The following is a 23,875-nucleotide window of genomic DNA, read 5'->3' as shown; positions in this document are numbered from 1 at the left end:
GACGAACGCGCCTGCGGCCAGGGCGAAGCAGAGCGTGAAGCGGCTCTCGGCGGGTGCGTGGCCCGGGGCTCCGGCGGCCGGCACGGCTGTGTCGCCCGTGGCGGGGCTCGCCCGGTCCTCGGCCGGCTGCCCTCGGGGGCGGGGGTTCCCCGGGCTTCGGTAGGCGGAGCCGTCACGGGGTGGTTGGGCGGGTGCTCGCGTGGGGGTGTCCTCGGGGCGGGCGTTGCCCGGGGTCCGGCCGGGGGCGCCGTGCCGCGGGCGAAGCCGTGCCTTCGGCTGGATGGCCGGTGGGGGCAGGGCGTTCGCGAACCGCCGCGCCCCCGGGGCGGGGATCCCCGGGGGCACGACGGAAGCCCGGCGTGGTGTCCCCTGCTGCAGCGGCCGCCCAGGACCTTCGGCCCGGCCGACCGGCCGACCGGGCGGCCGGGCGGCGTCAGGCCGGGAAGTTCATCAGGGCCAGGGGGTCGGAGGTCGGCTGCGGGGAGCCGCCGGCGGGTTCGACGGTGATGCCCATGCCGGAGGCGCCGTCGACGGTGCCCTGGAGGAGGACGGCCTGGGTCGTGTCGCCGCCGGACGGCTTCGGCATGAGGCCCGCGGAGCGCATCGTGCCGCCGTCGGCGTACCAGAGCTGGTAGACCCGGTTGCCGCTCAGCGCGGGCATGCCGTGGGCGAAGAAGACCGCGCGGTCCTGGCTGCGGGAGACGACGACCGTGCCGCTGGCGCCGCCCGCGAGCTTCGCGGAGGTGGTGACGGCGTCGGGCGCGGCCAGGACCTGGGAGATCTGCTCCGCCTGGACCTGGGTCCGCTGGTTCTCCTGGCGCAGGTCGCCGAGCTGTTGCTGCTGCCAGACCGCGACCCCGCCCAGGGCCGCTGCCGCGGCGATGCAGGCCGCCAGCGCGAAGCGGACGCGGCGCCGTGCGGGCTGCGAGGCGCGGCGGCGCATCGCGCGGGCCGCGGCGCGCGGCGGCTCGGGCACCGACGGCGGCTCCTGCCGTACGTTGACGATGAGCCGCATGACGTCGTCCTTCATGCGGGGCGGGACGGGCTCGGCCGCGGCGAGCCCGAGGCGGGCGGCGGTCGCGGCCAGCTCGCGCACCTCCAGCGCGCAGGCCTCGCACTCCGCGAGGTGGCGTTCGAACTCCGCGCGCTCGTGCCGCGTCAGCGCGTCGACGGCGTAGGCGCCGGTGAGGGTGTGCAGCTCGGCCTCGGTGCTCACGCGGTCACCCCCAGGCAGTCGCGCAGCCGGATCAGGCCGTCCCGCAGCCGTGTCTTGACGGTGCCCAGCGGCAGCGACAGCAGCTCGGCCACCTCCCGGTACGTCAGCCCCCGGTAGTAGGCGAGGGTCACCGACTGGTGCTGCACCTCGGTGAGGGTGCGCATGCAGCGCCGCACCTGTTCGGCCTCCAGCCGGGCCTCCACCTGCTCCGTCACCTCGTCGTACGCGGGGGTGCGCTCCAGCAGCGCCGCCCTGTGCTCGCGGTCCGCCGCCGCGCTGGCGGACCGTACCCGGTCCACGGCCCTGCGGTGGGCCAGGGTCATCACCCAGGTCATCGCGCTGCCCTTCTCCGGCCGGAAGCGGGCGGCGGTGCGCCACACCTCCACCAGCACCTCCTGCGTCACCTCCTCCGACTGGGCGGGGTCCCTGAGCACTCCGCGCACCAGTCCGAGCACCGGTCCGCTCACGGCGTCGTACAGCCGGGCGAAGGCCTCCTGGTCGCCGCGCGCGACGGCAAGCAGCAGCTCCGAGAGGTCCGGCCCCTGCCGTGCGGGCCTGCCGAACCGCAGCGGTTCCCTCACCACACCTCCAGCGTTCGATTCCGTGTGTCGAGGACAAGTCTCGCGTCCGGCATTCGGCGCCGCGAGCGATTCGGATTGGTCCGTCGTACCGTGGCAGTCATGTCCGACACCACCTCAGCAGCAGTCCTGGGCACCGGGATCATGGGTGCCGCGATGGCCCGCAACCTTGTCAAGGCCGGCCTCGACGTCCGTGTGTGGAACCGTACGAAGGAGAAGGCGCAGCCGCTCAGCAAGGACGGCGCACGCGTCGCCGACACCCCCGCGGAGGCGGTGGACGGCGCCGACGTGGTGCTGACCATCCTGCACGACGCGGACTCCGCCCTCGAGACCATGCGGCAGGCGGCGCCGGCGCTGCGGAAGGGCGCGGTGTGGGCGCAGTCCACCACCGCGGGCGTGGGCGCCCTCGGGGCGTTCGCGCGGTTCGCGCGCGAGCACGGCGTCGTCTTCCTCGACTCGCCCGTGCTGGGCACCAGGCAGCCCGCGGAGAACGGGCAGCTCCTGGTGCTGGCCGCCGGGCCGCAGGAGGCCCGGCAGACGGTGGCGCCGGTCTTCGACGCGATCGGCAGCCGCACCGTGTGGGTGGGGGAGGACGCGGCCGAGGGCGCGGCCAGCCGGCTGAAGCTGGTGATCAACAGCTGGGTGCTGACCGTCACCCACGGCACGGCCGAGGCCCTCGCACTGGCGAAGGGCCTCGGCGTGGACGCCGCGGACTTCCTCAAGGCCGTCTCCGGCGGCCCCCTCGACATGGGCTACCTGCAGGCGAAGGGGGCGTCGATCCTGGCCGGGGACTTCAGCCCCAGCTTCGCCGTGCGGACCGCGGAGAAGGACGCCCGCCTGATCGTGGAGGCTGGGGAGTCCGTGGGGGTCCGGCTCGACGTGGCCGCGGCCGGCGCCGAGCGCTTCCGCCGCGCGGCCGAGCTCGGGCACGGCGGGGAGGACATGGCGGCCTCGTACTTCGCGAGCTTCGAGAAGTGATCACCCGATGTGCGGGAAGAGGCTGGTGAAGTACGCCGCCGCCTCGGCGGCGTCCCGGCCGAAGGGGGCGTCCAGGTCCCAGATGAGGAAGAGCAGGAAGGCGATCAGGGCGCTGTAGAGCCCGGCGAGGAGCAGTTCGCGCCGGGAGCGCCTGATCTGCAGGCTGAAGATCAGGCCCACCGCGACGAGGGCGCCGGTGACCAGGCCGAACCACACCACCCCCGGCATGGTCGGCCCGGCGTTCTCGCCGCGGGCGGTGCGCGCGTCGTCGGCGGCCGCGACCTGGTCGACGACCGGCTGGTACGCCTGGTTGGCCAGCGGGGTGCGCGGCTCGAAGTCGGTCACGTCGCGGCGCACCTTGCCGAGGAGCTCCGAGCCGCGCTGGGTGTTCTCGCCGTGCTCGAGCATGTAGGGCAGCTCGGTGTGCGCGACGTAGGAGACGTACGCGTCCACGTCGGCGCGCACCTGGTCGCGGACGGCGGCGGGGTAGACCTGCACCCGCTGGTGCACCTCGTGCAGGGCCTGGGTCTCGCGGTGCAGCGTGTCCTCGGCGCCGCCGCGCGCCTCCCACACGCCGGCGATGGCGAGGCCGAGGACGATGGCGTACACCACGCCGATCATCATCGTCATGTACTCGATGACGTCGGGGGTCTCCGAGGGGTCGTCGTCGTCTCCGATGCGACGGTGGTTGATGGCCACGATGGTCAGGACGACCGCGCAGGCCGCGGCCATCGCGATGGCCAGGACGAGCCAGTCCGACATCGATCACCTCCGTGAGCGGGCTTGGGAGCGGGGCTTGAGCGCGGCGGCGGACAGGACCGCGGGCGCGGTGACCAGCAGCATGAGATGGACGATGCTCGGGCCGTCGGGGGCGGGCGGCGGGCTCGCCTTGCGGTAGGCGACCGGCGGGAGTTCCGCGCGGTGCGTCGGGGTGGGGGTGGGGGTCGGCGTGGGCGTCGGTGTCGGAGTGGGCGTCGGAGTGGGCGTCGGCGTCGGTGTGGGAGTGGGCGTGGGGGCCGGTGCGCGGCGCACGGGGCGGGCGGGGGTGGGCCGCGGTGCCGGCCCGCAGGGGTGTCGCCAGGACACCGAGCCCCGAGAACCGCCGCTGTCCGTGCGGGCGTTCACCGTCGACTCGTACGCGGGGCAGTGCCGCCGCCGGACGGTCGCGGACGAACCGCCGCCGCCGGTGCGCGCGTCCACGGTGTCCCCGCCGTGGGTGACCCGGGCCCTCGTCTCCCCGTCGCGGGTCTCCACGCGGACGGCGCCGCCGCCGGTCTCCACCCGTACGGTGCCGTCGGGCAGGAACCGGACCACGGGCGGGCCCGGTGGACCCGGCGGATCATGCGCGTACGCCGTCCCCCCGGCCGCCCCCGGCCCCAGCACCGTCAGTGCCGCGGCCGCCGTGAGGCCGGCCCCCCTCAGCCAGATGCTCATGGACGAGATCCTGCGCGGCGCCGCGCGGGCCCATCCGGGGGACCCGGCCAATCCCCCCGAAGGGCTGATTCGTCAGCTCAGCACGCGCCGCAGCGCACGCCGGGCGCGGTCGGGGGCGGTCCGGTCGCCGAAGAGCTGGACGGCGTGGTTGAGGGAGAAGTAGATCCCGTTCAGCTCGAAGACCAGTTGCTCCGGGTCGGTGCCGGGCGGCAGTTCGCCGAGTTCCACGGCGGCCCGGATGTCGCGGGTCAGTCGGCGGCGCCAGACGGTGTAGAGCCGGGCGACCGCGTCCCGTACCGGCCCCTCGCGGCCGTCGAACTCCACGGCGGAGGCGGTGAACAGGCAGCCGCCGGGGAAGGCCTCGCGTTCGCGGTCCAGGTAGGTCACCCACGCCTCGCAGATCGCGGTCAGCCGGGCGAGCCCGGGAGCGGACCCCGCGGCGGGCACCCAGACGGCGCGGGTGAAGATCTCCGAGGCTCGCCGCAGGGCGGCGATCTGCAGGGCCTCCTTGGTACCGAAGTGGCCCAGCAGCCCGGACTTGCTGATCCCGAGGTCGGTCGCGAGCCGGCCGATCGTGAGGCCCTCCAGGCCCTCCACGGAGGCGACCGCGACGCTGCGTTCGATGATCCGCTCGCGGGTGTGGCGTGCCTCGGCGGCGGACTTGCGTGGGCTCATGGGGCCATCGTAGCCACCATTCCCCATTTAGAGTCCGACCGATCGGTCGCTATAGTTCCGCCATGACTGCATCCCGCATCGCCGCCCTCGGTCACCACCAGCCGCAACGTGTCCTCACCAACGACGACCTGGCCGCCATGGTCGACACCAGCGACGCCTGGATCCGGCAGCGCACCGGCATCGCGACCCGGCACATCGCCGCCGAGGACGAGACGGTCGCCGACATGGCGAGCGCCGCGGCGGGCAAGGCGCTCGCCGCGGCGGGCCTGGACGCCGCCGACATCGACCTGGTCGTCGTGGCCACCTCCAGCGCCGTCGACCGCTGCCCCAGCACCGCCGCCCAGGTCGCGGCCCGGCTCGGCATGACGGCTCCCGCCTCCTACGACCTCAACAACGCCTGCGCGGGCTTCACCACCGCGCTCGCCGCCGCCGACCACTCCGTGCGGGCCGGCGCCGCCCGGCACGCCCTGGTCGTCGGCGCCGAGAAGATGTCCGACCTCACCGACTGGAGCGACCGCAGCACCTGCGTCCTGCTGGGCGACGGGGCGGGCGCGGCCGTCGTCAGCGCCGCCGATGGCGCGCCGGGGACGCTCCCCGGCATCGGCCCCGTCGTGTGGGGCTCGGACCCCACCCGTGCCGACGCCGTACGGCTGGCCGGCGCCTGGCAGCCCCGCTTCGCCCAGGACGGCCAGGCGGTCTTCCGCTGGGCCACCACGACCCTCGCCCCGATCGCCGAGGAGGCCTGCCGGCGCGCCGGTGTCGCCGTCGGCGACCTCGGGGGCATCGTGACGCACCAGGCCAACCTGCGGATCATCGAGGGCGTCGTACGCCAGCTGGGCGCCCCGCAGGCGGTGGTGGCCCGGGACGTCGTCGACTCCGGCAACACCTCCGCCGCCTCCGTGCCGCTCGCCTTCTCCAAGCTCGTCGAGCGCGGCGAACTCGCCCCCGGCGCGCCCGTGCTGCTGCTCGGCTTCGGCGGCGGGCTGTCCTGGGCCGGGCAGGTCGTCGGCTGCCCCTGACCCGGGGACGACCGAGGGCCGGTCCGCCGCGCGTGCGGCTGACCGGCCCTCAGGGGTGCGGTACGGCTCAGGCCTTGAGGGCCAGGACGACGTTGTGGCCGCCGAAGCCGAAGGAGTTGTTGATGGCCACGATCGGGCCGTCCGGCAGCTTCCGCGCCTCGGTGGAGACCAGACCGGGGTCGATCTCGTCGTCCAGTTCCGCGATGTTGATCGTCGGCGGGGCGATCCGGTGGTGCAGGGCGAGGACGGTGGCGACCGTCTCGATGCCGCCCGCGCCGCCCAGGAGGTGACCGGTCATCGACTTGGTGGCGGAGATGGCCACGTGGTCGAGGTGGTCGCCGAGCACCTTGCGGAGCGCCTTGACCTCGGCGACGTCACCCTGCGGGGTGGACGTCGCGTGCGCGTTGAGGTGCGCGACCTGCGCCAGGTCCAGGCCGGTCGCGGCGATCAGCTGCTCCAGCGCGGCGGCGATGCCGCGGCCGGTGGGCTCCGGCTGCGCGATGTGGTGGGCGTCGGCCGACAGGCCCTGGCCCAGCACCTCGGCGTAGACCCGGGCCCCGCGCCTGGCGGCGTGCTCGGCCGACTCCAGGACGACGACACCCGCGCCCTCGCCGAGGACGAAGCCGTCGCGGCCCTTGTCGTACGGGCGGGAGGCGCCCTGCGGGTCGTCGTTGTTCTTCGACATCGCCATCATGTTGGCGAAGGCCGCGATCGGCAGCGGGTGGATGGCCGCTTCCGTGCCGCCGGCGATGACCACGTCGGCACGGCCGGAGCGGATCATCTCGTACGCGTAGCCGACGGCCTCGGCACCGGAGGCGCAGGCGCTGACCGGGGTGTGGACACCGGCGCGGGCGTTGACCTCCAGGCCGACGTTGGCCGAGGGGCTGTTGGGCATCAGCATCGGCACGGTGTGCGGGGACACCTTGCGCGGGCCGGAAGCCTTGAGGTTGTCGTACTGGTCGAGCAGCGTGGTGACGCCGCCGATGCCGGAGGCGATGACCGCGCCGAGGCGGTCGGGGTCGACCGAGCTGTCCTCACCGGCCTTGGCGGTGAAGCCCGCGTCGGCCCACGCCTCGCGAGTGGCGATCAGCGCGAACTGCGCCGAGCGGTCCAGCTTGCGGGCGACCGGGCGGGGCAGGATCTCCAGCGGTTCCACGGCGATCTGCGCGGCGATGCGCACCGACAGCTCGGCGGCCCAGTCCTGCTTCAGGGGGGTGACGCCGGAACGTCCGGCGATCAGTCCCTCCCAGGTCGACGCGCTGTCCCCGCCCAGCGGAGTGGTTGCGCCGATACCGGTGACGACCACGGTGTGATTGGTCGGGCTCACAGGGATTGTCTCTCCACGTCTAGAAGGGCGGGCGACAGACACGTCGTCCAGGGGTGGCTCAGGCTCAGCCCTGGGCCTTGAGGATGTAGTCGACGGCGTCGCCGACGGTCTTCAGCTGCTTGACGTCGTCGTCCGGGATCTTGACCTCGAAGCGCTCCTCGGCGGCGACGACGACCTCGACCATGGACAGCGAGTCGACGTCCAGGTCGTCGGTGAAGGACTTGTCCAGCTGGACGTCCTCGGTCGGGATGCCGGCGATCTCGTTCACGATCTCCGCGAGACCTTCGACGATCTCTTCCTGGGTGGCCATGGCGGCGCTCTCCTTCTTCGTGCTGGTTACTACGGGCTGCGGCGGGCGGGAGTGCGCGCCGCGTGAGTGTTGCCTAGGGGAGGGTAACGACAGTGGCGGCGTAGACGAGCCCCGCCCCGAAACCGATGATCAGGGCCGTGTCGCCGCTCTTCGCCTGTCCGGTGGCGAGCAGGCGCTCCATCGCGAGCGGGATCGACGCGGCGGAGGTGTTGCCGGTGGTCTCGATGTCGCGGGCGACCGCGACGTGCTCCGGCAGCTTGAGCGCCTTGATCATCGAGTCGATGATGCGCATGTTGGCCTGGTGCGGGATGAAGACGTCCAGGTCGTCCGCGGTGATCCCGGCGGCGTCCAGCGCCTCCTGGGCCACCTTGGCCATCTCGAACACCGCCCAGCGGAAGACCGTCTGGCCCTCCTGGGTGATCGCGGGGAACTTCAGCTCCCCGTTCTCGTCCACCGGCAGCTGCGCGACGTCGCCCACACGGAAGCGGTCCCACGCCACGGTCTGGGTGATGGTGTTGGACTTGTCGCCCTCCGAGCCCCAGACGGTCGGGCCGATCTCCGGCTCGTCGGCCGGGCCGATGATGACCGCGCCGGCGCCGTCGCCGAAGAGGAAGGCGGTGGCGCGGTCCGTCTTGTCCGTGAGGTCGCTCAGCCGCTCGACGCCGATCACCAGGACGTGCTTGGCGCTGCCCTCGGTGACCATGCCCTTGGCGAGGGTCACGGCGTACGTGAAGCCCGCGCAGCCCGCCGAGATGTCGAACGCGGCCGGCTTGCCGGCGCCGATGCGGTGCGCGATCTCGGTCGCGACGGCCGGGGTCTGCTTGAAGTGGGAGACGGTGGCGACGATGACGCCCCCGATGTCCTCGGCCGAGATCCCCGCGTCGGCGATGGCCTTGCCCGCCGCGATGACCGACATCTCGGCGACCGTCTCGTCCGGGCCGGCCCAGTGCCGGGAGGCGATGCCGGAGCGGGAGCGGATCCACTCGTCGCTGGAGTCGATGGTCTCCAGGATCACCTCGTTGGGCACCACCCGGGTCGGCCGGTAGCCGCCGACGCCCATGATGCGCGCGTACGGGGAGCCCTTGCTGGGCCTGATCTTCGCCATGTCTGCGGGGACTCCTTATTCCTGGGGGCCGTGCTCGGCCACGATCGCGCGGGCGGCGTCGAGGTCGTCCGGGGTCTTCAGGGCCAGGGTCGCGACGCCGGGCAGCGCGCGCTTGGCCAGTCCCACCAGGGTGCCACCCGGAACCAGCTCGATGATCGCGGTGACGCCCATGTCCTTGAAGGTCTCCATGCACAGGTCCCAGCGCACCGGGTTGGACACCTGCGTCACCAGGCGGGAGACGATCTCGGCGCCGGAGGCGACGACCGCACCGTCGGTGTTGGACACGTACGGCAGCGCGGGGTCGGAGACCTGCAGCGTCTGCGCCAGCTCCTCCAGCACCGCCACGGCCGGGGCCATGTGGTGGGTGTGGAACGCGCCCGCCACCTTCAGCGGGATGACCCGCGCCTTCTCCGGCTTGTCCGCGGTCAGCTCCGCGAGCTGCTTGGCCGTGCCGGCCGCCACGATCTGACCGGCGCCGTTGATGTTCGCCGGGGTGAGGCCGAGGTTCCCCAGGTGGGCGACGACCAGGTCCGGGTCGCCGCCGAGCACGGCCGACATGCCGGTCTCGGTGATGGCCGCGGCCTGGGCCATGGCGGTGCTGCGGGTGCGGACGAAGGTCATCGCCGCTTCCGCGCTCAGCACGCCGCCGACGGCCGCCGCCGTGATCTCTCCGACGCTGTGACCGGCCACGGCGCCCAGCGCGGAACGCGCGGCGGCCGGGTCGCCGAACAACTGCTCCGCCGCGACCAGGCCGGCCGCGACCAGCAGGGGCTGGGCGACGGCGGTGTCACGGATCTCCTCGGCCTCGGCCTTGGTGCCGAAGTGGGCGAGGTCGAGCCCGGCGGTCGAGGACAGACCGGCGAGACGGTCGGCGACACCGGGGAGTTCGAGCCAGGGGTTCAGGAAGCCGGGGGCCTGGGCACCCTGGCCGGGAGCGACGAGTACGAGCACGCTTTCAACTCTCTCTTGAGCGAGGTGATCCCCGCCCGTGGGGACAGGGACCAAGAACCGACGGGCGATTTGTTGGTGTCCCACAAAGGCCCTGATCGTATCTACGGTGTGTGCCCCGCGTCGGAGAGCCGGCCCAGGATGAGCGCGATACGTAGGGTGAATGCGGAGCGCACGTCCGACGGCGACCAGCCGGTGACGTCCGTCACACGTCGAAGCCGGTAGCGAACGGTGTTGGGGTGAACGAACAACATCCGGGCGGCCCCTTCCAGCGACGAGGCCTGTTCGAGGTAGACGGACAGAGTCTCAAGCAGTGCCGAACCAGCTTCCTCCAACGGCCTGTAGATCTCCTCCACCAACTGATCGCGGGCGTGTCGGTCGCCCGCCATCGCACGCTCCGGGAGCAGGTCGTCGGAGAGCACCGGACGCGGCGCGTCGGGCCAGGCCGCACACGCCCGCAGGCCCGCCGCCGCGGCCTGCGCGGACTTCGACGCCGCCAGCAGGTCGCCCACCACGGGCCCGGCCACGACCGGCCCCGCGGCGAACGGCCCGATCAGCGCCTTGGCCACCCGCAGCGGATCCCCGTCGCCGCCCGCGACCACGATCAGCCGGTCGCCGAGCACCCCGGTGAGCACCTGCAGCTTGGCGTGCCGCGCCGCCCGCCGGATCGCCTCGACGGTGAGCTCGCTGTCGCCGTTGGGTGCCGTGCCCAGCACCACCGCGATCTTGTCGGGGGAGCTCCAGCCGAGCGCCGCCGCCCGGGACAGCACGCCCTCGTCCGCCTCCCCGGACAGCACCGCGTTGACCACCAGGGACTCCAGCCGCGCGTCCCAGGCGCCGCGCGCCTCGGCGGCCTGGGCGTAGACCTGGGCCGTCGCGAAGGCGATCTCCCGCGCGTACACCAGCAGCGCCTCGCGCAGCACCGACTCGTCGCCGGGGGCCGCGACCTCGTCGATCGCCGCCTCCATGACCTCGATGGTGGTGCGCACCATCTCCACCGTCTGGCGCAGCGAGATCGCCCGGGTCAGCTCCCGCGGGGCGGTGCCGAAGACGTCGGTGCTGATCGCCTGCGGGGTCTCGGGGTGGCGGAACCACTCCGTGAAGGCCGCGATGCCCGCCTGCGCCACCAGCCCGATCCACGAGCGGTTCTCCGGGGGCATGGCCCGGTACCAGGGCAGCTGCCCGTCCATCCGCGCGATCGCGGCCGCCGCCAGGCGCCCCGAGGACTTCTCCAGCCTCCTCAGCGTGGCGGAGTGGGGGTGGTCGCGGGCGGGGTCGAATGCGTTCAGCGCGGGTTCTGGCACGGTACAAGCCTGCCTTATCCGGGCGGATGCATGGCACGGACCCCTCGGCTCCGCGCACCCGTGGCTCAGATACGGCCTCCCGCGGCGGAGTCCGCGGACAGCCGCTGGGCGAGGTAGACCGGGATCACCGACGCGGCGACCAGGACGGCGGCCACGACGTTGACGACGGGCGCCTGCTGCGGCCTGGCCATGTTGCCGAAGATCCACACGGGGAGGGTCTGGATGCCGGGACCCGCGGTGAAGGTGGTGACGACGATCTCGTCGAAGGAGAGGGCGAAGGCGAGCAGCCCGCCCGCCAGCAGCGCCGTGCGCACCAGCGGGAAGGTGATGTCGCGGAAGACCTGGAAGGTGTCGGCCCCCAGGTCCATCGCCGCCTCCTCGTACGAGCCGGAGGTGCGCCGCAGCCGGGCCACGACGTTGTTGAAGACCACCACGACGCAGAAGGTGGCGTGGCCGACGACGACCGTGAACAGGCCCAGCCCGACGCCGAGCGGCTCCAGCACCGTGCGGAACGCGGTGTTCAGGGCGATGCCCGTGACGATGCCGGGCAGCGCGATCGGCAGCACGACGACGAAGGAGAGCGCCTCCCGCCCGAAGAAGCGGTACCGGGAGACCGCGAAGGCGAGCAGGGTGCCCAGCACCAGGGAGACCGCGGTCGCGCCCAGGCCCGCCTTCACCGAGGTCCACAGCGCGGAGCGGGCACCGGAGCTGTGCCACGCGTCGGCCCACCAGTGCAGGGTCAGGCCCGAGGGGGGCCAGCCGAAGCCGCGGGCGGCGTTGAAGGAGTTGAGCAGCACGAGGAGCAGCGGCACGTAGATGACGGTGAAGCCCAGCGCGGCCGCGACGCGCAGGACGATGCGGGCGGGACGGGAGAGTTGCATGGTCACGGCCTCACAGACTCTGGAGCGCGCCGGTGCGCCGCATGGCCAGCAGGTAGACGACGATGACCGCGACCGGCACGGTGCCCAGCGCGGCGGCGAGCGGCAGGTCGAGGGTGATGTTGGAGTAGACGACGTTGCCGATCAGCTGGGTCTTGCCGCCGACGATCTGCACGGCGATGTAGTCGCCGAGGCTGAGCGAGAAGGTGAAGACCGAGCCGGCCGCGACCGACGGCAGCACCATCGGCAGCACCACGGACCGGAAGGTGCGCCAGGTGCGGGCCCCGAGGTCGGCGGAGGCGTCCAGCAGGCTGGCCGGCAGCTGCTCCAGCCCGGCGTGGACCGGCAGGATCATGTACGGCAGCCACAGGTAGGCCAGCACCATGATCGTCGCGGGCAGGCCGTAGCCGGGTCCGTCCAGGCCGAGCGGCCTCAGTGCCCAGTCCAGCGGCCCGTTCTCGGAGAGCATGATCCGCCAGGCGTAGGCCTTGACCAGGTAGCTGGCCCACAGCGGGGTGAGCACGGCCACGACCAGCAGGTGCCGGTACCTCGGGGCGGCGACCCGGGCGGTGTAGAAGGCGATCGGGAAGGCGATGACGATGTCGATGACCGTCACCGCGACCGCGACGCCGACGCTGCGCAGGGCGACGTCCCGGTAGACGTCCGTGGTCAGGACGGTGCGGAAGTTGTCGGTGCTCCAGACCTTGACGACGTCGGAGGTGAAGGCGTCGGTCGTCCAGAACGCGGAGAGGAAGAGCGCGGCCAGCGAGCCGAGGTAGGCGAGGACCAGCCACAGCAGCGGGGCGGACAGCAGCAGCGACAGCCGCAGCCGCGGGCGGCGGTGCAGGGAACCTGCAAGCCGCCGCCCGAGGGCGCCGCTCGTCGTGGTGGACGGGGTGGACGGGGTCGTCACGGACGGCTCAGCCCTTGATCTCGGTCCAGGCCTGGACCCACTTGGCGTACGGCACGCAACGGACGTCGGTGCGGCCGTCCAGGCACTGCGGGATGGGCGTGTTCCAGAAGTGGACCTGCTTCCAGTACGGCTCGTCGGCCGCGTGGAAGACCGTGCAGTGGTTCTTGTCCGTGGTCAGGGCGCAGGACTTCTCGTTCGCCGGGGCCTCGCCGAACCACTCGGCGACCTGGGCGTTCACCTTCGGCGAGACGATCCAGTCCAGCCACTTGTAGGCGCAGTTGGGGTGCTGGGCCTTGGCCGAGACCATCCAGGTGTCGGACCAGCCGGTGGCGCCCTCGCTCGGCAGGACCGCCTCGACCGGCGCCTTCTCGGCCTTGGCGAGGTTGGCGATGACCTGCCAGCTGGTGCCGATGACGGAGTCGCCGCTCTTGAAGGCGGAGATCTCCTTCAGGTAGTCGCTCCAGTACTCGCCGACGTCCGCGTTCTGCTCCTTCAGCAGGGCGACGGAGGCGTCGAACTGCTTCTGGTCCAGCGCGTACGGGTCCTTGATCCCCAGCTCCGGCTTGGTCTTCATCAGGTAGAGCGCGGCGTCCGCGATGTAGATGGCGGAGTCGTACGCGGTGACGTGGCCCTTGTAGGGGGAGGCCTTGTCGAAGACCGCCGACCAGGAGGTGGGGGCCGGGGAGACCTTGTCGGTGCGGTACATCAGCAGGTTGGCGCCGCGGCCGTGCGGGATGCCGTAGGCGACCTTGTCCACCGAGTTCCACTTCTGCATCTTCAGGCTGGCGAAGACGTCCTTGTAGTTGGGGACCAGGTCGGTGTTGACCGGCGCCGCGTCGCCCGAGGCGATGAGGCGCAGCGAGGCGTCGCCGGAGGCCGAGACGGCGTCGTACTGGCCGGTCTTCATCAGGCTGACCATCTCGTCGGAGGTCCCCGCGACCTTGGTGTTGACCTGGCAGCCGGTCTCCTTCTCGAACGGGGTCACCCAGTCGACGGACTTGTCGTTGGAGCCGTCCTCGGCGTAGCCGGCCCAGGCGATCAGGTTGACCGCGCCCTCGGTCTTGCCCAGGGCCTTGGGCGCGCTGAGCTTGGGCGGGGTGAAGGCGCCGCCGGAGGAGCCGGCGCCCTTGCCGGGGGAGGACGACCCGCCGCAGGCGGTGGCCAGGGCCAGGACGGTACAGGCTGCGAGGGCACGGGTCAGACGCACGTGGACTCCGTTTCCGGGTGGGGGGACTGGACGGTGACGTTGTGCCGGCGGTGCCACTGGAGGCGGACACGGGTTCCCCGGTAGGCGGCGACGTCGGCCGAGGAGGTCTCCTGGTTCTGCTGCAGGGCGGTCAGCCGGCCGCCCTCGTCGAGGTCGACGAGGAAGCGCGTGGTGTCGCCGAGGTAGATGACCTCGGCGACGGTGCCGGAGACGGTGCGCAGCCCGTCGTCCGGGGCGTCCGAGGTGCCCGGGGCATCCGAGGGGCCGGTGGGAGCGCCGGGGCCCAGCAGGCGGATCTTCTCCGGGCGGACGCTGTACGTCCCGGTGTCGTCGGTCAGCAGGTTGGAGGTGCCGACGAAGCCGGCGACGAAGGGCGTGGCCGGCCGCTCGTACACCTCGGCGGGGGTGCCGATCTGCTCGATCCGGCCCCCGTTGAAGACCGCGATCCGGTCGCTGAGGGTCAGCGCCTCCTCCTGGTCGTGGGTGACGAAGACGAAGGTGATGCCCACCTCGCGCTGGATCGCCTTCAGTTCGACCTGCATCTGCTCGCGCAGCTTGAGGTCGAGCGCCCCCAGCGGCTCGTCGAGCAGCAGCACCCGGGGACGCCCCACCAGGGCACGGGCCAGTGCGACGCGCTGCCGCTGGCCGCCGGACAGCTGCCGCGGACGGCGCCCGCCGAACCCCTCCAGCCGGACCGAGGCGAGCGCCGCGCGGGCGCGCTCGGTCCGTTCCGCCTTGGGCACCTTGCGCACCTTCAGGCCGTAGGCGACGTTCTGCTCCACCGTCATGTGCGGGAAGAGCGCGTAGTCCTGGAAGACGGTGTTGACGTCCCGCTCGAAGGGGGCGAGCCGGGTGACGTCCCGGCCGGCCAGCTCCACGGTGCCGGCGGTGGGGGCCTCGAAACCCGCGACCATCCGCAGCACCGTGGTCTTGCCGGAACCGGAGGGGCCCAGCATCGAGAAGAACTCGCCGTCGGCGATCTCCAGGTCCACCCCGGCGACCGCGTGCACCTGGCCGAAGGACTTGCGCAGGTCCCGCAGGCGTACCGCGGGCGTCCCGGTGTCCGTTTCCTTGGCCGTTCCCTCCATCGGCGGGGAACCCTTCTCTTCGCCGGCTCGTTGATCAAAAACCTATGAAGTTATAGTTCAGAGGACAAGGCCCAGCCGGGGTAAAACTTTCCCCAAGTGAGAAGGTGTGCGGGTGAGCAAACTTTCGAATGGCGCACTGCACGCCGTCTTCGCACCGGTCGGCAACCTCGCCCGGGTCGACGCGGTCGTACGGCGCCTCGCGGACGCCATCGAACTGGGCCTGCTCGCCGACGGCGAGCAGCTCCCCGGTGAGAGCGAGCTCGCCACCCGCCTCGGTGTCTCCACCGTGACCTTGCGCGAGGCCCTCATGGCCCTGCGCCAGCAGGGACTGGTCACCACCCGCCGCGGCCGCGGCGGCGGCAGCTTCGTCACCGCCCCCGACCAGCCGCGCACCGCCCGGCTCGGCCACCGGCTGGCCGACTGGAGCACCGAGGAACTGCGCGACCTCGCCGACCACTGGGCCGCCGTCGCCGGCACCGCCGCCCGGCTGGCCGCCCGGCGCACCGAGCCCGCGGACCTCGCCCCGCTGGAACGCTCCCTGGAGGAGTTCGAGGCCGCCGGCGACCTCGCCGCCCGCGGCCGCGTCTACGGCAGGCTCCACGTGGAGCTCGCCGCGGCCGCCCAGTCGGCCCGTCTCACCAAGGAGGAGATCCGTATCCAGGCGGAGATCGGAGCGCTAATCTGTCTCGCACTCGGGGAGGACGACGCCCGCACGGCGGTCGTCGAGCTGCACCGCGCGCTGCTCAGCGCCGTGCGCGACGGCGACGCGGAGCTGGCCCGGTCCCTGGCCGAACGGCGGGTGCAGGACGCGATGGAGCGCCTGATCGGACTGCGTCTGACCGTCGACGGCTGACCCGGGCGTCCGCACCACCCGTCCTCCCGCACCGGAGGCAGCCGCCGTGGCCGTCAGCTCAACCGCCTTGGTCGACAGCGTCGTCGCCGACGTCGTGGACCGGGTCCGCGGCACCCTGGAGGACGTCTTCGCCGCCGTCGCCCAGGTCGCCGAGCGCACCACCGCCATCGCCGCGGTCCGCGCCGCCGGCCGGGCCCCGACCACCGCCGACCTCGCCGCCCTGCGCCCGCTGCTGCACGAGCGGCTGCGGCGCCGGCACGACCTGATCTCCGGCATCGGCTTCATCGCGGAACCCGGGCTGCTCGGCGACGTACCGGCCTGGCTGGAGTGGTGGCAGAACCACGGGGAGGACGGGCTGCGGCCGCTCCTGCCCGACCTCGACCCGGGCACCTCGGCCTACTCCGACTACACCCACTGGGACTGGTTCGCCCTGCCCCGCGCCACCGGGGAACGCGCCGTGGCCGGACCGTACGTGGACTACCTGTGCTCCGACGAGTACAGCCTCACCCTGTCGGTGCCGGTCCAGCACGGCGGCCGCTTCCTCGGCGTCGCCGCCGCCGACGTCTACCTGCGCCACTTCGAGGCCGCCGTACTGCCCCTGCTGCGCCGGCTGCCCGCGCCGGCCGCCCTGGTCAACGCCCGCGGCCGGGTCGCCGCCTCCACCGACCCCCGGCACCTGGCCGGCTCGCTCCTGCGCAGCGTCAGCGGCCGGTCCTGCGGACCGATCCCGCTGACGCTGGTCACAGCTCTGCCAGCACCGCCTCCGTGAGCGCCGGCCACAACGGCAGGGCCCACTCGCCGAAGTCACGGTCCGTCAGGACGACGCAGGCGGCGCCGGCGTCGGGGTCGACCCACAGGAAGGTGCCGGACTGGCCGAAGTGGCCGAAGGTGCGCGGGGAGGACGAGGCGCCCGTCCAGTGCGGGGACTTGTGGTCCCGGATCTCGAATCCCAGGCCCCAGTCGTTGGGGTTCTGGCCGCCGTAGCCGGGCAGCACGCCCTTGAGACCGGGGAAGGCGACGGAGGTCGCCGCGGCGACGGTCTCCGGGGCCAGCAGCCGCGGTGCCTGCAGCTCGGCGGCGAAGCGGACCAGGTCGTCGACGGTGGAGACGGCGCCCGCGCCGGCCGAGCCCGGGCAGTCGGTGGCGTGCATGCCGAGCGGCTCCAGCACCGCCTGCCGCAGGTACTCGGCGAAGGGGATCCCGGTGGCCTTGGCGATGTGGTCCGCCAGCGCGTCGAAGCCCGCGTTGGAGTAGATCCGCCGCGTGCCGGGGGCCGCCATCACCCGGTGCTCGTCGAAGGCCAGGCCGGAGGTGTGGGCGAGCAGGTGCCGTACGGTCGAGCCCTCGGGGCCGGCCGGTTCGTCCAGCTCGACCGCGCCCTCCTCGACCGCGACCAGCGCCGCGTAGGCGGACAGCGGCTTGGTCACCGAGGCCAGCCGGAAGCGCCGCCCGGTCCCGCCGTACGCTCCCAGGACCGTGCCGTCACGGCGGACGACCGCCGCCGCGGCCGTCGGGACAGGCCAGTTCTCGATCGCGCTCAGGCTGTTCAGGCTCCGCATGGGCGTGAGCCTAACGAATGGCCTTGCCTGGAGTGCACTCCAGGGTTTTAGCGTGGACCCCATGACCGTGACGCAGGTGGCCAAGAGCAAGCCCGGCAGCGTACACAGCTGCGCCGACGAGCCGCGGCACCCCCTCCCGGACGGCCGGGACCGCTACACGATCAGCGAGGTGGCGGCCTTCACCGGGCTGAGCGCGCACACGCTGCGCTGGTACGAGCGGATCGGGCTGATGCCGCACGTCGACCGCTCCCACACCGGGCAGCGCCGCTTCACCAACCGCGACCTCGACTGGCTGGGCTTCGTCGGCAAGCTGCGGCTGACCGGGATGCCGGTCGCGGACATGGTCCGCTACGCCGAGCTGGTGCGGCTGGGGGAGCACACCTTCCCCCAGCGCCAGGAGCTGCTGGAGTCGACCCGGCGCGACGTGCTGCGGCGGATCGCCGAGCTGCAGGACACCCTCGCGGTCCTCGACCACAAGATCGACACCTACGCTGACGCCCGCCGGGCGTCGGAGAGGGCATGAACGGCATGAGCGACAACATCGAACCGATCGCCAAGGTCACGCTCGGCACCGGCGGCCCCCTGGTCGGCGTGCAGGGCCTGGGCTGCATGGGCATGAGCGAGTTCTACGGTCCCACCGACGAGGCCGCCGCCCGCGCCACCCTCGACGCGGCGCTGGACCTCGGGGTCACGCTCTTCGACACGGCCGACGTGTACGGCCTGGGCGCCAACGAGGAGTTCATCGCCCCCTTCGTGCGCGGGCACCGGGACGAGATCACCCTCGCCACCAAGTTCGGCATAGAGCGGAAGGCCGACGACGCGCGGTACCGGGGGGTTCGCAACGACCCGGAGTACATCCGGGAGGCCGTCGACGGCAGCCTGCGCCGCCTCGGCGTGGACGTCATCGACCTGTACTACATGCACCGCCGCGACCCCGCCGTGCCGCTGGCCGAGTCCGTCGGCGCGATGGCCGAGCTGGTGCGGGCCGGCAAGGTGAAGCACCTGGGCCTGTCCGAGGTGACCGGGGCCGAGCTGCGCGAGGCGCACGCCGTGCACCCGATCGCTGCCGTGCAGTCGGAGTGGTCGCTGTTCAGCCGGGACGTCGAGATCTCGCTGACCGGTGCCGCCGCCGAGCTGGGGGTGGCACTCGTGCCGTACTCCCCGCTGGGCCGCGGCTTCCTGACCGGCTCCTTCCAGGACGCCTCCCAGCTGTCGGCGGACGACTTCCGCCAGTACCAGCCGCGCTTCTCCGGGGAGAACGCCAAGCGCAACCTCGACCTGCTGGAGCCGCTGCGCCGGGTCGCCGAGGCGCACGGCGCCACACCCGCCCAGATCGCCCTGGCCTGGGTGCAGCAGCGGGCGCAGGTCCACGGGCTGACCGTCGTGCCGATCCCGGGCACCCGCAAGGCCGAGCGCCTGCGGGAGAACACCGCCGCCACCCGGATCGCCTTGGACGGGACCGAGCTGGGCCGGCTGGAACCGATCGCCGGGCAGGTCGCGGGGGACCGCTACCCGGACATGTCGTCCACGTCGGCGGCGCGCGAGTAGCCGTCCCGGTCCAGGGCGGGCCGCGTCCGCGCGGCCCGCTGGACCGCCGCGAGGACCGCCGCCGCCAGCGGCAGCGACTCGTGGACGAGGCCGTACCCGAGGCCGAACACGACGGTCGCCGGGTCGTCGTCGGGGTTGCCTGAGCGGTGGCCGTCGGCGTCGCGCGGCAGCAGCCGCAGGTGGCCGCCGAGCATCTCGGGGGAGCGCCAGTCGACCCCGGACAGCCCGTCGACCGGGAAGTGCTGGTCGCCGGCCTTCCACTTGGCCGTCGAGGCGCCCGTCCAGAACCAGCGGAAGGACACCGTCCCGCCGTCGAAGGAGGCCTTGCCGTCGTACGCCTTGAACGACAGGGGCGCGGACGGCGCGTCCACCAGGTGGCGCGGGGCGGGTTCCGCGTCCGCGCCGCCGCCGGCCGTCGCGATCGCGGACAGCAGTTCCCCGGCGTAGTACTCGGCGAGCAGTTCCCGCTCGGCGGGCAGCACCAGGCGGTAGGGGTCGGCGGTCTCCTTGAGCTGGCCCTTCGCGGCCTCCATCAGCGGATCGGCGCCCCGCCGCGGGAGCATGCGCAGCGCGATGGCGCCGCGCCGCCCCGGGACCAGTTCGACGCCCGCGAGGGCCTCGTAGGGGACACGCCGCCGCCCCAGGGTCTGCAGCAGCTTCGAGTTGCGCATCCCCCGCTCGTAACGGATGAGCACCGCATCGGCATCGAACTCCCATACGGCGTTGGATCCGGCCAATACGTCACCCATACGGGTCATCGTAGGCCGCGTCGCCGTTTCGGGAACCGGCCGGGCGCGGCCGGACTAGGCCACGTCCGCCGTGCACTGGCTGCCGCCGGCGCACCGGACGTCCGGGTAGCGGCCGAGGGCGATGCTGGTGAAGTTGGCGAGGCTGTCGGTGCCGGAGCGGAAGTAGCCCGCGTGTCCCTCGGCGTCCTCGGAGGTCACCACGCGGGCGCCGAAGGACCGGGAGACGGGGTCGGCGCCGTGGCCGAGCCCGGCGAACTCCATGTGCGGCACGTCGCCGATCCAGTCGGTGCTGTCGCGGGTGGCCCACACCCGGGCGGCCGTGCCCAGGTCGGCCGCCTTGTCCACCCGCATGCCGGGGCTGCCGAAGACGGTGATGTCGGAGACCCTGCCGGACGGCAGGTCCGGGGCGGCGACACCGCACAGCACCGAGCCGTAGGAGTGGCAGAACAGCGAGACGCTGCCGCGCGCCGGCAGCGCCCGCACGAGCGCGGCCAGCCGGACGGCGCCCTGCTCCGCCAGTTCCCCGGTGGATGCGTCCAGGCCGACGCCCTGCGGGGTGGTGTAGTCGGCCCAGGCGACGACGGCCGTGCGCGTGTGCGGGGCGGCGGCGTGCTCGGCCGCGTACAGCGAGCGGGCCATGCCGACGGGGGCGCGCGTCGGATCGTCCTCGCGTTCGAAGGAGAGCACGTCGGTGTCGACCCCGGGCACGACGAGCGACACCCGTTCGGCGGTGCCGAGATCGCCGAAGACCTCGGCGGCCCGGCCGCGGCCGGTGGGGTCGAAGGCGAGGATCTGCCGGCCGCCGTCGAGCAGGGAGGCGTACCGCTCGGCGCGCTGCGCGGCGTCCTGGCGGCCCTCGGCGGTCAGCAGGGAGCTGTGCGAGCGGGCGGTCTCCTGGGCGCGGGCCGTGCCGAGCGAGCGCCGGTTGGCCTGGTAACGCAGGGCGATCGGGGCGCCGTTGAGGTTGCCGACGACGAGCGGGTAGCGGACGGCGAGCCGCTTGGCCCCGTCCGGCCCGACCGAGGCGAAGAAGCGCGCGATGACGCCGGGGGCCGCCTGGGGGTCGGGAAGCGGACGCCCGCCCACCGAGCCGTGCCGCCACGCGGCCGTGGCCACCGCCAGCGCGTCCCCGCCGCCCTTGTGGTGGCGCAGCGCGGTCCAGCCGGTGGTCGCCAGCATCACGAAGACCACGGCCAGGGCCAGCAGGGCGCGCAGGGAGGGGGAGCTGAAGCGCTCGTCGACGAGGTTCACTGGGGGACACCCTAGGAGACGCCGGAGATCCCCTGCGCACCCCGTGACCCAAGTCACGTTTGGAACAAGGAGATTCCGGACACACCCTCGTGTTCGGCCCACGGTTGTGCCAGGACCGGGACCAGCAGGTCAAGGTGTTCCTCGGTGATCCGGCGGATGGACTCCACGCTGGTCTCGTCACCGTCGCCCCACAGCCGTTGGGCCACCCGGATGACCCCGCCGACGGCCGCCACCAGGACCCGCGGTCGCGGGTCCGCCGGGTCCAGGCCCTCGCGGGCGGCGATGACCGAGGCGAGCCGTTCCTCGACGAGCGCCGAGTGGCGCATCTGGGCTGACAACAGCGGCGGCGTGGACTCGATCACCCGGTACATCGCCATGTACGTGGACAGCGGCACGACGGCGGCGATGACGGCGCTGATGCTGTGCCAGGAATCGTCCAGCGCCGCGCGCAGCGCCACGAAAGGCGGTTCGCCGGCCGGCCGCTCGGCCACCGCGGTGACGAAGGCCTCCTCGACGCTGTCCTCCAGCGCGAGCGCGACCTCCTCCTTGCCGGCGAAGTAGCGGAAGAAGGTGCGCTGCGAGACCTCCACCTCGGCGGCGATCTCGTCGACGGTCGTGCGCTCGTACCCCTTGAGGACGAACAACTCGATCGCGGCCCGTATGAGCGCGTCGCGCGTCCGCTGCTTCTTGCGTTCGCGCAGTCCGCACACGGGCGTCGCGCGCATCGCGTGCTTCATCTGCCGTCCACCTCCAGGGGGCACCACGATACTTGCGTGCCTCCTGACAGTTACCGACGGATGACTGCTTTGGTCAAATGTCAGGGGCTGACATAATCTCTTGCCCATGACCCAAGCCTCCGTCGTCACCGACAAGGGCCCGGACTCGATACCGGCGCCTTCCAAGAAGCCCCTGCGCGGCCACCCCTGGCTGACCCTGTTCTCGGTCGCCATCGGCGTCATGGTGGTGGCCCTGGACGGCACGATCGTCGCCGTCGCCAACCCGGCCATCCAGGCCGACCTCGGTGCCTCCCGCGAGCAGATCCAGTGGATCACCACCGGCTACATGCTGGCCCTGGCGGTCTCGCTGATCACCGCGGGCAAGCTCGGCGACCGGTTCGGGCACCGGCAGACCTTCCTCGTCGGCCTCGCGGGCTTCGCCGTCACCTCCGGTCTGATCGGCGTGTCCAGCGGCGTCGGCATGGTGATCGCGCTCCGCGTCCTGCAGGGCGTGTTCGGCGCGCTGCTCCAGCCCGCCGCGCTCGGCCTGCTGTGCGCCACCTTCCCGGCCGAGAAGCTCAACATGGCCATCGGCATCTGGGGCATGGTCATCGGTGCCTCCACCGCCGCCGGGCCGATCGCGGGCGGTCTGCTGGTCGAGCACGTCAGCTGGGAGTCGGTCTTCTTCATCAACGTGCCCGTGGGTCTGGTCGCGCTGGTCCTGGGCCTGGTCATCCTGAAGGACGTACGGGCCGAGAACGCGCCGCGGTCCTTCGACATCCCCGGCATCCTGGCGCTCTCCGGCGCGATGTTCGGCCTGGTGTGGGGCCTGATCAAGGCTCCGGAGTGGGGCTGGGGCGACCCGCTGACCCTGGGCTTCCTGGCCGGCTCGGTGCTGCTGTTCGTCCTGTTCGCGTTCTGGGAGACCAAGGCATCCGAGCCGCTGATCCCGCTGCGGATGTTCCGCTCGGTGCCGCTGTCCGCGGGTACCGCGCTGATGGTGCTGATGGCCTTCGCCTTCCTGGGCGGCCTGTTCTTCGTCACCTTCTACCTGCAGAACGTGCACGGGATGTCGGCGGTGGAGTGCGGTGTCCACCTGCTGCCGCTCACCGCGATGATGATCGTCAGCTCGCCGGTCGCCGGCGCGCTGATCACCAAGTTCGGCCCGCGGGTGCCGCTGGTCGGCGGCATGGTGTGCACGGCGGTCGCCATGTTCGGGATGACCGGCCTGGAGGCGGACTCCGGCACCCTGGTCATGTCCGTGTGGTTCGCGCTGCTGGGCCTCGGCCTGGCCCCGGTGATGGTCGGCGCCACCGACGTCATCGTCGGCAACGCGCCGCTGGAGCTGTCCGGCGTGGCCGGCGGCCTCCAGGGCTCCGCGATGCAGGTCGGCGGCAGTCTCGGCACCGCCGTCCTCGGTACGGTCATGGCGTCCCGTGTGGACGGCCTGCTGCCCGAGAAGTGGGCCGCGGCCGGGCTGCCCCCGCTCAAGGGCGAGCAGGCCGCGCAGGCCGCCGACGCGGTCGTGGTCGGTGTGCCGCCGGTCGCCAAGGACACCCCGGCCGAGATCGTCGCGGTGATCACGAAGATCACCAACGAGACCTTCCTCTCGGGGATGGGGCTGGCCTTCACCGTCGCCGGCATCGTGGCCGCCTTCGCGGCGGGCATCGCCTTCCTGACCAAGCGCGGCGTCAACGCGGACGCCGCCGGCGGCGGGGTGCACATCTGACGCCGGACGATTCCCTATCCGGGTGAACGAGGCCCGGGGCCCTTGGCGGCCCCGGGCCTCGCCGTTCACCGTGGAGCTCCGACCACCACGGGGAGTGATCCACATGCGCAGTGCAGCCCTGACCCTTGCCCTGACCGCGGCCGTCGTGGCCGCCGCGGCCCTGGCCGCCCCGGCCCCGCACGCGACGGCCGCCCCCGCGGGCGGCTGCGACCCCGGGGAGCTGTGCCTGTGGAGCAGACCGGACTACCGCGGGGCGCGCCTGGTCCACGAGCTCGCCGACACCGACGTCAACTCCTGCGTGCCGCTGCCGCCCGGGACGTCCGCGAAGTCGTTCGTCAACCGGACCCGCAAGCTCGTGACGACCTATCAGAGCGCCGAGTGCTCCACCGAGGGCGACTTCGTGACGTTCCCGTCCGGCACCTGGGTCCCGGAGTCCCGGCACACGGTCCGCGCCTTCCAGATCGTCGACCAGTGACACCAGCCCGCGGGG

The 23,875-nt window shown here is 72.8% G+C and carries 26 protein-coding genes; 8 read left to right on the top strand and 18 right to left on the bottom strand.

Translation table 11 applies throughout. The features are described from left to right. Nucleotides 1-433: 433 nt before the first annotated feature. Nucleotides 434-1,216 carry an anti-sigma factor gene (locus ACFV3E_RS36360; RefSeq protein WP_500539173.1) on the bottom strand — a complete coding sequence of 261 codons (783 nt, stop codon included), beginning with the start codon at nucleotides 1,214-1,216 and terminating at the stop codon, nucleotides 434-436. Next, nucleotides 1,213-1,797, bottom strand: coding sequence for a sigma-70 family RNA polymerase sigma factor (locus ACFV3E_RS36355; protein WP_499511711.1), 585 nt, complete (start codon nucleotides 1,795-1,797; stop codon nucleotides 1,213-1,215). The genes ACFV3E_RS36360 and ACFV3E_RS36355 overlap by 4 nt, the downstream gene beginning before the upstream one ends. A gap of 99 nt (nucleotides 1,798-1,896) precedes the next feature. On the opposite strand from ACFV3E_RS36355, the gene ACFV3E_RS36350 reads away from it, so the two are divergent. Beyond that, a complete protein-coding gene (locus tag ACFV3E_RS36350; RefSeq protein WP_500539171.1) occupies nucleotides 1,897-2,772 on the top strand; it encodes an NAD(P)-dependent oxidoreductase in 876 nt (291 codons plus the stop codon). Here the strand turns inward: ACFV3E_RS36350 and ACFV3E_RS36345 are convergent, their stop codons facing one another. From ACFV3E_RS36345 to ACFV3E_RS36335, 3 genes are all read right to left on the bottom strand, one after another. Further along, on the bottom strand, nucleotides 2,773-3,534 hold the full coding sequence (locus ACFV3E_RS36345) for a bestrophin-like domain (protein WP_500539169.1): 762 nt from the start codon (nucleotides 3,532-3,534) through the stop codon (nucleotides 2,773-2,775). A gap of 3 nt (nucleotides 3,535-3,537) precedes the next feature. Next, nucleotides 3,538-4,206: a hypothetical protein gene (locus ACFV3E_RS36340; protein ID WP_500539167.1), complete on the bottom strand. Its 669-nt coding sequence runs from the start codon at nucleotides 4,204-4,206 to the stop codon at nucleotides 3,538-3,540. Nucleotides 4,207-4,278: 72 nt separating this feature from the next. Continuing rightward, nucleotides 4,279-4,881, bottom strand: a complete 603-nt coding sequence (locus ACFV3E_RS36335; RefSeq protein WP_500539165.1) for a TetR/AcrR family transcriptional regulator — start codon at nucleotides 4,879-4,881, stop codon at nucleotides 4,279-4,281. 62 nt (nucleotides 4,882-4,943) lie between these two features. Here ACFV3E_RS36335 and ACFV3E_RS36330 point away from each other — a divergent pair, with 62 nt between their 5' ends. Beyond that, nucleotides 4,944-5,900: a beta-ketoacyl-ACP synthase 3 gene (locus ACFV3E_RS36330; RefSeq protein ID WP_500539163.1), complete on the top strand. Its 957-nt coding sequence runs from the start codon at nucleotides 4,944-4,946 to the stop codon at nucleotides 5,898-5,900. 67 nt (nucleotides 5,901-5,967) lie between these two features. Here the strand turns inward: ACFV3E_RS36330 and fabF are convergent, their stop codons facing one another. The 9 genes from fabF to ACFV3E_RS36285 all read right to left on the bottom strand — a co-directional run bounded on the left by fabF (nucleotide 5,968) and on the right by ACFV3E_RS36285 (nucleotide 14,980). Beyond that, nucleotides 5,968-7,227 (bottom strand): beta-ketoacyl-ACP synthase II, encoded by a 1,260-nt coding sequence (gene fabF, locus ACFV3E_RS36325; protein ID WP_499511705.1) that lies wholly within the window; start codon nucleotides 7,225-7,227, stop codon nucleotides 5,968-5,970. 64 nt (nucleotides 7,228-7,291) lie between these two features. Next, nucleotides 7,292-7,537: an acyl carrier protein gene (locus ACFV3E_RS36320; RefSeq protein WP_326576364.1), complete on the bottom strand. Its 246-nt coding sequence runs from the start codon at nucleotides 7,535-7,537 to the stop codon at nucleotides 7,292-7,294. A 73-nt stretch (nucleotides 7,538-7,610) separates the two neighbouring features. Then, nucleotides 7,611-8,642 carry a ketoacyl-ACP synthase III gene (locus tag ACFV3E_RS36315; protein ID WP_500369827.1) on the bottom strand — a complete coding sequence of 344 codons (1,032 nt, stop codon included), beginning with the start codon at nucleotides 8,640-8,642 and terminating at the stop codon, nucleotides 7,611-7,613. Between the two features lie 15 nt (nucleotides 8,643-8,657). After that, on the bottom strand, nucleotides 8,658-9,593 hold the full coding sequence (locus tag ACFV3E_RS36310) for an ACP S-malonyltransferase (RefSeq protein WP_500539161.1): 936 nt from the start codon (nucleotides 9,591-9,593) through the stop codon (nucleotides 8,658-8,660). 101 nt (nucleotides 9,594-9,694) lie between these two features. Next, on the bottom strand, nucleotides 9,695-10,894 hold the full coding sequence (locus tag ACFV3E_RS36305) for a PucR family transcriptional regulator (protein WP_500369829.1): 1,200 nt from the start codon (nucleotides 10,892-10,894) through the stop codon (nucleotides 9,695-9,697). Between the two features lie 65 nt (nucleotides 10,895-10,959). Beyond that, on the bottom strand, nucleotides 10,960-11,775 hold the full coding sequence (locus ACFV3E_RS36300; RefSeq protein ID WP_500539254.1) for an ABC transporter permease: 816 nt from the start codon (nucleotides 11,773-11,775) through the stop codon (nucleotides 10,960-10,962). A 10-nt stretch (nucleotides 11,776-11,785) separates the two neighbouring features. After that, nucleotides 11,786-12,685: an ABC transporter permease gene (locus ACFV3E_RS36295; RefSeq protein ID WP_500539159.1), complete on the bottom strand. Its 900-nt coding sequence runs from the start codon at nucleotides 12,683-12,685 to the stop codon at nucleotides 11,786-11,788. A 7-nt stretch (nucleotides 12,686-12,692) separates the two neighbouring features. Then, nucleotides 12,693-13,892, bottom strand: coding sequence for an ABC transporter substrate-binding protein (locus ACFV3E_RS36290; RefSeq protein WP_500369830.1), 1,200 nt, complete (start codon nucleotides 13,890-13,892; stop codon nucleotides 12,693-12,695). After that, nucleotides 13,883-14,980, bottom strand: coding sequence for an ABC transporter ATP-binding protein (locus ACFV3E_RS36285; RefSeq protein ID WP_500539157.1), 1,098 nt, complete (start codon nucleotides 14,978-14,980; stop codon nucleotides 13,883-13,885). Before ACFV3E_RS36285 ends, ACFV3E_RS36290 begins: the two co-directional genes overlap by 10 nt. Before the next feature lie 106 nt (nucleotides 14,981-15,086). Here ACFV3E_RS36285 and ACFV3E_RS36280 point away from each other — a divergent pair, with 106 nt between their 5' ends. Next, nucleotides 15,087-15,833, top strand: a complete 747-nt coding sequence (locus ACFV3E_RS36280; RefSeq protein WP_500539155.1) for a FadR/GntR family transcriptional regulator — start codon at nucleotides 15,087-15,089, stop codon at nucleotides 15,831-15,833. 46 nt (nucleotides 15,834-15,879) lie between these two features. Next, a complete protein-coding gene (locus ACFV3E_RS36275) occupies nucleotides 15,880-16,602 on the top strand; it encodes a cache domain-containing protein (protein WP_500322084.1) in 723 nt (240 codons plus the stop codon). On the opposite strand, the gene ACFV3E_RS36270 is transcribed toward ACFV3E_RS36275, so the two are convergent. After that, nucleotides 16,574-17,392 (bottom strand): serine hydrolase domain-containing protein, encoded by an 819-nt coding sequence (locus ACFV3E_RS36270; RefSeq protein WP_500539153.1) that lies wholly within the window; start codon nucleotides 17,390-17,392, stop codon nucleotides 16,574-16,576. The genes ACFV3E_RS36275 and ACFV3E_RS36270 overlap by 29 nt on opposite strands. A 61-nt stretch (nucleotides 17,393-17,453) precedes the next feature. Between ACFV3E_RS36270 and ACFV3E_RS36265 the strand changes: the two genes are divergently transcribed. Then, the gene (locus tag ACFV3E_RS36265; RefSeq protein ID WP_499511695.1) at nucleotides 17,454-17,915 is read left to right on the top strand and encodes a MerR family transcriptional regulator; all 462 of its coding nucleotides are present in this window, start codon (nucleotides 17,454-17,456) and stop codon (nucleotides 17,913-17,915) included. A gap of 5 nt (nucleotides 17,916-17,920) precedes the next feature. Next, the gene (locus ACFV3E_RS36260; protein WP_500539151.1) at nucleotides 17,921-18,940 is read left to right on the top strand and encodes an aldo/keto reductase; all 1,020 of its coding nucleotides are present in this window, start codon (nucleotides 17,921-17,923) and stop codon (nucleotides 18,938-18,940) included. On the opposite strand, the gene ACFV3E_RS36255 is transcribed toward ACFV3E_RS36260, so the two are convergent. From ACFV3E_RS36255 to ACFV3E_RS36245, 3 genes are read right to left on the bottom strand one after another with little or no spacing between them, the layout of a single operon-like run. Beyond that, nucleotides 18,901-19,689 carry a DUF4429 domain-containing protein gene (locus ACFV3E_RS36255; protein ID WP_500539149.1) on the bottom strand — a complete coding sequence of 263 codons (789 nt, stop codon included), beginning with the start codon at nucleotides 19,687-19,689 and terminating at the stop codon, nucleotides 18,901-18,903. The genes ACFV3E_RS36260 and ACFV3E_RS36255 overlap by 40 nt on opposite strands. A gap of 54 nt (nucleotides 19,690-19,743) precedes the next feature. Next, nucleotides 19,744-20,940, bottom strand: a complete 1,197-nt coding sequence (locus ACFV3E_RS36250) for an alpha/beta hydrolase (RefSeq protein WP_500539147.1) — start codon at nucleotides 20,938-20,940, stop codon at nucleotides 19,744-19,746. A 53-nt stretch (nucleotides 20,941-20,993) separates the two neighbouring features. Then, on the bottom strand, nucleotides 20,994-21,677 hold the full coding sequence (locus ACFV3E_RS36245) for a TetR/AcrR family transcriptional regulator (RefSeq protein ID WP_500369836.1): 684 nt from the start codon (nucleotides 21,675-21,677) through the stop codon (nucleotides 20,994-20,996). 106 nt (nucleotides 21,678-21,783) lie between these two features. On the opposite strand from ACFV3E_RS36245, the gene ACFV3E_RS36240 reads away from it, so the two are divergent. Both ACFV3E_RS36240 and ACFV3E_RS36235 read left to right on the top strand, forming a co-directional pair. Continuing rightward, nucleotides 21,784-23,385: an MFS transporter gene (locus tag ACFV3E_RS36240; protein ID WP_500539145.1), complete on the top strand. Its 1,602-nt coding sequence runs from the start codon at nucleotides 21,784-21,786 to the stop codon at nucleotides 23,383-23,385. A gap of 103 nt (nucleotides 23,386-23,488) precedes the next feature. Beyond that, nucleotides 23,489-23,860 (top strand): peptidase inhibitor family I36 protein, encoded by a 372-nt coding sequence (locus ACFV3E_RS36235; protein ID WP_500369838.1) that lies wholly within the window; start codon nucleotides 23,489-23,491, stop codon nucleotides 23,858-23,860. Nucleotides 23,861-23,875 lie beyond the last annotated feature (15 nt).

The sequence above is a fragment of the Streptomyces sp. NPDC059718 genome (genome assembly GCF_042733315.1).
Taxonomy (GTDB): Bacteria; Actinomycetota; Actinomycetes; order Streptomycetales; family Streptomycetaceae; genus Actinacidiphila.
Note: the sequence above shows the minus strand (reverse complement) of the source record. Positions and strands in the feature narration are given on the sequence as shown.